Source organism: Pseudomonas sp. Sample_9 (genome assembly GCF_004307535.1).
GTDB classification, from domain to species: Bacteria; Pseudomonadota; Gammaproteobacteria; order Pseudomonadales; family Pseudomonadaceae; genus Aquipseudomonas; species Aquipseudomonas mercuritolerans.
Genome location: NZ_RAZO01000012.1, coordinates 2,324 through 9,478 on the forward strand (window position 1 = coordinate 2,324; position 7,155 = coordinate 9,478).

Below are 7,155 nucleotides of genomic sequence, written 5' to 3' on the forward strand. Positions count from 1 at the left end.
GGCGGTTGTATCGTCACGCAACAGTGCCAAGATGTTTGGCATGAATAATCACAACGACACAAGCCAAGGTTCGGTGCTGCGTTTTGGCCCGTACGCTTTCCATGTGCGCCAACGCTTGGTTCTCGAAGGAGAACAGCCGCTGCGCATGGGCGGGCGCGCCATGGACATTCTGCAGGTGCTGCTCGAACACGCGGGTGAGGTGGTCAGCAAAGAGCAGTTGATTGCTCGGGTATGGCCGACCTCGGTCGTCGAAGAGATCAACCTGCGGGTGCACATCGCAGCGTTGCGCCGCGCACTGGGTGACGGCATAAACGGGCAGCGTTTCATCATTCACGTGGCGCAGTGCGGCTACAGCTTTGTCGCCCCGGTGGAGCAGGGCACCAGTGATGCGCTGACCATGCCCGCTGCCGCGCTCACGCCCCTGCACAATCTTCCGGCACGATTGACGCCAGTCAGTGGGCGCGACGCCTTGATCGGTGGTCTGGTTCGACAAATGCCGGTGTGCCGCTTGATGACCATTACCGGTGCGCCGGGTGTTGGCAAAACCACTGTGGCACTGCGCGTGGCGGAGTTGCTGCTGCAATACTTTCGTGATGGCGCCTGGTGGGTCGACCTTGCCAGGCTCGAAGATGACAAGCTCTTGCTCGACCACCTGTTGCACACCCTGAACACAGACTTTTTCACACTGACCGGCCGGCACGCCCTGTTGATCCTGGATAACTGCGATCACCAGCGCGACAGTTGCGCGGTTCTGGTAGAGACCCTGTTGCATGCCGCGCTTCGCCTGTCGATTCTGGTCACCGGCCGTGAAGCCTTAAACATCGCGCACGAGACCGTCCATTACGTGCCGCTGTTGGCGATTCCCAAGCGCTCGGCATTGAACTCCGTCGAGGAAGCCATGGGCTATCCGGCGGTGCAGTTGTTCGTCAATCGCGCGCGAGCGCGGCAACAGGGCTTCAGTTTGCGTCAACAGGATTTGCCAGGTGTGCGCGAAATCTGCCGCCAACTGGACGGTCTGCCGCTGGCGATCGAGCTCGCCGCTGCGCAGATCGACGCGCTGGGCCTGGTTGGCTTACAGGCACAGGTTGAAAACGGTTTGCAGTTGCTTGGCCAAGGCCGGCGCACCGCTGAACCGCGCCACCAGTCGATGGCTGCTGCGATCGATTGGAGCTTCCAGTATCTGACGGAAATGGAACAGCGGGTGCTGCTGCGTCTGTCGGTGTTTAGCACGGGCTTTACTCTGGAAGCTGCACTTAGCGTGATCAGCAGCGTGGATCTGGCGGGATCCAGGTTGAGCGCAATTATCGAAGGGTTGGCGCGCAAGTCATTGCTCATTCAAGAACCCAACCGGGCAACGGCGCGCTATTGGATGCTCAACACCGTGCGCCGCTATGCTCGTGATCGCTTTGAGCGCAGCGACGACAGGCTCGAACTGCAACAGCGTCATGCGCGCTATCTCAGCCGCACGCGCAATGCGTCAGGCCAGGCACTGCTCGCGCAGGCTGTCGAGTAGCAGGCGGACCTTGCGCAAGTCGGGGGTGGCGTAGCCTTCGGTGAAGCGCTGGTAGATCGGGGTGAGCAGGTCCAGTGCTTGGCGATGGCGGGACTGGCGCTGCCACAGTTGAGCGAGATCCGTGGCGCTGCGCAGCTCCCAAGCCAGGGCGCCTTGGTCTCTGGCGATATTCAGGGCTTGTTGCAGGATTTGTTCGGCTTGCTGGGTTTCCGCGGTGTCTGAGAGGGCCGATTCGCGAGCAGGCTCGCTCCCACAGGAAACAGCGCACAACTCGGAATCTGCGCCCGACACCGACCCCTTGTGGGAGCGAGCCTGCTCGCGAAGGGGCCACTCTGAACCCTTCACTAATACCGCCGCCCGTGCCCGCAATATCTCCGCTGCACTCCAACCCGCGTCCCCGGTGCGCGCGCGCTCCACCAGTGCATCATCGACAAAGCGCTCATCCAGCGTAACCATCACTTCCCTGATCAAACCGCTGCTCTGCGTTGACACGGGCGCGGCATTATCCGGATCGATCACCTGCGCATACTGCCGCCCCCAATTATTGAACAGCAGCACCGAATGCTTCTCCGACTGCTCCAGCAACAATTGCACGAGCGCGCGGGCGTTGGCGGCGTCGCCGTTGTAATGGGCGATCAGACAACTGGCCAGCGCCAAGGTGTAGCAGATCGAAGTGCCATGATTGATCTGCACGGCGATGTCCAGCGCCTGCCGTGCGGCGCGCCAGGCTTGCTCGGGCAGACCCTGCAGCCACAGCACTCGGGCCAACACCGTCAGCGAGGCGACACTCTGGTCGTATTGCACGCCGAAACCATGGGTGAAGCGATTGAGATGGCCGCTGTGAGCCATGCGTTGCAGCACCTGCTCGGCATGTACGCGGGCCTGCGGTTGGTCGCCGGCATAATGCAACGCCAGCACGCGCAAGCGATGCGTGCTCAGCGACAGCAATGGCTCGTCGTGCACGCCGATGCGATCAAATTGCTCACTCTGCGCCAGCGCCATGCGGTAATGCCCGCAACTCAGATTGACCGCCATATGCCCCGATATCGCACGCAGTTGCCCGGCCACGTCACCGTGTTCTTCGGCTAAGCGGCAGGCGTCGATGAAGGCCTGGATGGTTTGTGGCGTGCCGCCCCAGGTGTGATAGCTGGCGCTGCCGAGCGCCAGTTTCAAGGCGATTTGCAGGCGAGGGCAGGGCGGCAGGAGCGAGCCTGCTGGCGAAGCCTCCAGCAGACTCAATGCCCGGCGCACGTAGCGGCTGTAATCGCGCAGCAACGACAGCTCCTGCCACAACGGTGCCGACGCGGCTGCCAGTTGCACGCCCAGCTCATCCGGTCCCGGGCCGTCGAGGCTCCAGTCGAGCGCCGCGCGCAAATCCTCCAGCCCCCTGGCATAGCGCTCCATCCACAATACAGTTGGAGTATTGTCCCAATCCGCCTGCGCCTGCTGCATCAGTGTCAGGCAGCGCTCGGCGTGGCGTTGGCGGGTTGCGCTGAGCTCGTTGGCCTGTTCGAGTTTTTCCAGTGCGTAGTGGCGCGTGGTGTCGAGCAAGCGGTAGAAAACATCTTCGTCACCCACTTCGACGCTCAGCAGGGATTTCGCCACAAGTTGCGTGACAGCGGTGAACACCGCGCCGGGGTCGATCTGTTGGCCGATGACCACCGCTGCCGCCGAGGCGAGGGTGAAGCTGCCGCGGAAAATTCCCAGTCGCCGCAGACAGGTTTGCTCGCAGGCGTTGAGCAGGTTGAAGCTCCAGTCCATCGTTGCGCGCAGGGTCAGGTGGCGCTCGGCGCTGCTGTGGTGTCCGGCCGATAGTGGCGGCAACCCCTCGCGCAATTGCTTGAGCAATCCGTCCATGCCCAATTCGCTGACCTGCGCGGCGGCCAGTTCCAGCGCCAGCGGGATGCCGTCCAGACGCTGGCAGATTTCGATCGCCTGCGGTAGCTCGGCGCGACTCAGTTGAAAGCTTTCCCGCGCCGCGGTCGCGCGCTCGACAAACAGTTGCAGCGCAGCAAAGCCCAGCGCCTGGGCCGGATCCATCGGGGTCAACAAGGACGGGCATTCGAGCGATTCCAGACGCTGCACGAATTCGCCCTCAGCGCGTAGGCTCTCGCGGCTGGTCGCGAGGATATGCACCTTTGGCGCCCCCCGCAGAATCTGCTCGCTGAGCGCGGCGACTGCATCGATCAAGTGCTCGCAGTTGTCGATTACCAGCAGCATTTGCCGATCACGCAGGCCATCGACAAGACACGCTTGCGCATCACCTTCCGGCGCGGACAGATCAAGCAGTGTCGCCAGGTGCGAGCCGATCAGCGCGGGATCGGCGAGGGGTGCCAAGTCCACCAGGCGTATGCCGTCGCGATACTGGCCGAGCAATTGTTCGGCGACGCGCAGGGCGACGGTGGTCTTGCCGATGCCGCCAGGGCCGATCAGGGTGATGCAGCGTCGGCGCGGCAGTTGCGCAATCAAGTGATCGACCACCGGCTGGCGGCCGATCATCCGCGTACGCCGCAGCGGCAGGTTGTGTCTTGCAACGGCGACCGCAGGCTTTTGTTCGATGTTGTCGAGCAGAATCGGTGCGACAAAACTGTAGCCGCGCTGCGCCACGGTGACGATGTAGCGCTGGCCGTTCTGCCCGTCGCCAAGCGCTTTGCGCAGGGCCGCCATGTGCACGCGCAGGTTGATGTCTTCGACAACGCTGTCTGGCCAGACCCCGGCCATCAATTGCTGCTTGCTCACCACCTCGCCGGCGTGGGCCAGCAAAATCAGGAGGATATCCATCGCCCGCCGTCCCAGGCGCAAAGGCTGTTGGCCTTCAAGTAGCAGTCGTTGCCCGGGATGAATCCGATAGGGGCCAAACGCAATGGCCTGATTCGGGGAAAAACTCAACAGCGCGCTCCTGCGGTAGTGCGGCGGACAGGGCGAACCAGTGCCTGGCGCATGCGCAGGCCGTCTGATCCGGGGTGTCCGGGCATAATCCTCAGGTTTTGGCATCAGTGCAACGGGTGGCGTAACGGCAGCAGTCACAACAGCGCAGGCTGCACTGCGTTGTTTTTCAGTTTGCCCATGACTCGACAACGCCAGGCGAAAGGGTTGATGCCCTCGCTGCGGGTGAACATGTGGCAAAAGTGCGCCTGATCGCAGAAGCCGCATTCCAGGCTGATCTGCGTCAGGCTGAGGTCGGTGTGCTGGATCAGCAACTTGGCCCGGGCCAGACGCTGGGCGCGAATCCAGTCCTGTGGCGACAGGCCGGTGCTGCATTTGAATGCACGTGAGAAGTGACTGCGTGACAGTGAGCAGGCACGGGCCAGCTCAGCCACTTCGAGACTTTCGCCCAAGCGCTCGAGGATCAACTGTTTGATCTGGCGTTCGCGCTGTGGACTGAGTCCGCCAGTCGCGTTTTTCCGCGGTTCGCAAGCAGGGGCGAGGGCGACGGTTTGCTGTAGATAAGCCATGGCCAAGGTCCGTGTCGGTGGGGAATACACGGTCGGCGCATTCCCTCAGGTCAAAAAAGCAACGCTGCGCAGAGGGCTTCATTGTTGGGTGAGGGCGTGAGGCTGACGAGTTAATCGTTGTTAATTTCATCGCAAAGGCTGGAACTCAGCACATCCTTGCAAGTCAGCGCCCGGCGCTTTGCGCGACGATGTCGACAAAGCGCGGCCGCCGTTGGCCAGGTTCAGGGGGAATGCAATGAAAGGCATGATGAAAGCAGCAACGACTCTGGCGGTCATGCTGGCAATGTCCGGCGCGATGGCGCAGGCACCGCAGGTGGGCACTCAGGCGCCGGGTTATTTCCGCTTGGCGGTGGGCGATTACGAAGTCACCGCGTTGTTCGACGGTTACAACGATTTGTCGCCGAAGTTGTTGCAGGGCATGAGCCAGAGTCAGATTCACGCGCTGCTCGCACGGCGTTCGATTGAAACCCCGGGCGTGCAGACGGCGTTCAATGCCTTTCTGGTCAACACCGGCACACAACTGATTCTGGTCGACACCGGCGCAGGGCAGTGCATCGGCGCCACCGCAGGCCAACTCTCGGCCAACATGCAGGCCGCCGGTTACAAGCCTGAGCAGGTCGACACAATTTTGCTGACCCACCTGCACCTCGATCACGTCTGCGGTCTGGTCGATGCAGAGAAGAAGCCGCTGTTCGCCAATGCCACCGTCTATGCGGCCAAGGCAGAGGCCGATTACTGGCTTGATCCGGCAGCACTGGTCAAGGCTCCGGCCGGCGCCAAAGAGTTTTTCAAGATAGCCCAGGACTCTACGACGCCCTACGTTGCCGCCGGTCGCTTCAAGACTTTTGCCGCCGGGCAGTCACCACTGCCGGGACTGGTCGAAGCAACCCTCGAAGCCGGGCACACCCCGGGCAGCACCACTTACCGCTTCACGTCGCAGCAGCAGAGCATCGTGTTCATGGGCGATCTGGTGCACAACCTCGCGGTGCAGTTCTTGCACCCGCAAGTGTCGATCAGTTTCGACGTCAACAGTCAGCAAGCGATCGCCAGTCGGCAGGCAGTGTTCAGTGCTGCAGCAGCGAGCAAGACCTGGGTAACGGCAGCGCATCTGCCGTTCCCGGGCATCGGCCACATCGCCGCCGAGGGCAAACATTTCCAGTGGGTGCCGGTGGAGTACGGCCCTTACAAACGCGCGGCGAAAGTGCCGTTGATCGAGTAAAGTGCCCAGCGCCAGTGGCAAAAAGCGTCTGACACCGATAAGGAAACCACGCCCATGAACCGTAACGATCTGCGCCGCGTCGACATGAACCTGCTGGTGATTTTCGAAGCGTTGATGTTCGAAAAGAACCTGACCCGCGTTGCCGAAAAACTGTTCATGGGCCAGCCAGCGGTCAGTGCTGCGCTGGGGCGCTTGCGCGATCTGTTCGACGACCCATTGCTGCTGCGCAACGGTCGCGGCATGGAGCCGACGGCGCGGGCATTGGCGATCCTCAAGGAACTGCAACCGGCGATGGATGTGATTTCCGGCGCAGTCAGCCGCGCCAAGGAATTCGAACCGGCGAGCAGTAGCGATGTGTTTCGCATCGGACTGTCGGACGACGCCGAGTTCGGTCTGTTTCCGCCGCTGTTGCGCCAGCTTCAACAGGAGGCGCCGGGGATTGTCGTGGTGGTGCGCCGGGCTAATTACTTGTTGATGCCGGCGTTGTTGGCTTCGGGGGAAATCTCCGTGGGCGTCAGCTACACCACCGATCTGCCGGCCAATGCCAAGCGTAAAAAACTGCGCGACATTCCCTGCAAAGTCCTGCGCGGCGACGACCGTCCGGGGCCACTGACGCTGGACGAATATTGCGCGCGTCCGCATGCGATGGTGTCGTTCTCCGGTGACCTGAGCGGCAATATCGATCTGGATCTGGCCAAGATCGGTCGCTGCCGCCGCGTGGTCCTCGGTGTACCGCAGTTCAGCGGCTTGCGCGCCTTGCTCGCCGGAACCGACATGATCGCCACCGTGCCGGATTACGCTGCCTGTGCCTTGGTCGAAGGCTGTGCGCTGCGCGCCGAAGATCCGCCTTTCCCGATCGATGCGGCGCAATTGTCGATGGCGTGGAGCGGGGTGCATGACAACGACCCGGCAGAGAAATGGCTGCGCTCGCGGATCAGCCAGTTCATGGCGGCGCCGCTGGATATTCC

Annotated in this window: 5 protein-coding genes; 3 read left to right on the forward strand and 2 right to left on the reverse strand. The window is 62.2% G+C overall.

Translation table 11 applies throughout. The features are described 5' to 3' along the window. The first annotated feature begins 40 nt into the window (after positions 1 to 40). Complete coding sequence (locus D6877_RS00945; protein WP_130909570.1) at positions 41 to 1,513, forward strand: winged helix-turn-helix domain-containing protein; 1,473 nt, start codon at positions 41 to 43, stop codon at positions 1,511 to 1,513. Here D6877_RS00945 and D6877_RS00950 read toward each other — a convergent pair. After that, positions 1,478 to 4,402, reverse strand: a complete 2,925-nt coding sequence (locus D6877_RS00950; protein ID WP_130909565.1) for a winged helix-turn-helix domain-containing protein — start codon at positions 4,400 to 4,402, stop codon at positions 1,478 to 1,480. The two genes, D6877_RS00945 and D6877_RS00950, sit on opposite strands and share 36 nt — an antisense overlap. 134 nt (positions 4,403 to 4,536) lie before the next feature. Continuing rightward, complete coding sequence (locus tag D6877_RS00955; protein ID WP_130909566.1) at positions 4,537 to 4,968, reverse strand: AraC family transcriptional regulator; 432 nt, start codon at positions 4,966 to 4,968, stop codon at positions 4,537 to 4,539. Between the two features lie 244 nt (positions 4,969 to 5,212). Here D6877_RS00955 and D6877_RS00960 point away from each other — a divergent pair, with 244 nt between their 5' ends. Continuing rightward, a complete protein-coding gene (locus tag D6877_RS00960) occupies positions 5,213 to 6,187 on the forward strand; it encodes an MBL fold metallo-hydrolase (RefSeq protein ID WP_241662828.1) in 975 nt (324 codons plus the stop codon). 54 nt (positions 6,188 to 6,241) lie between these two features. Then, the coding region (locus D6877_RS00965) for a LysR family transcriptional regulator (RefSeq protein WP_130909568.1) at positions 6,242 to 7,155 on the forward strand (914 nt) is incomplete at its 3' end.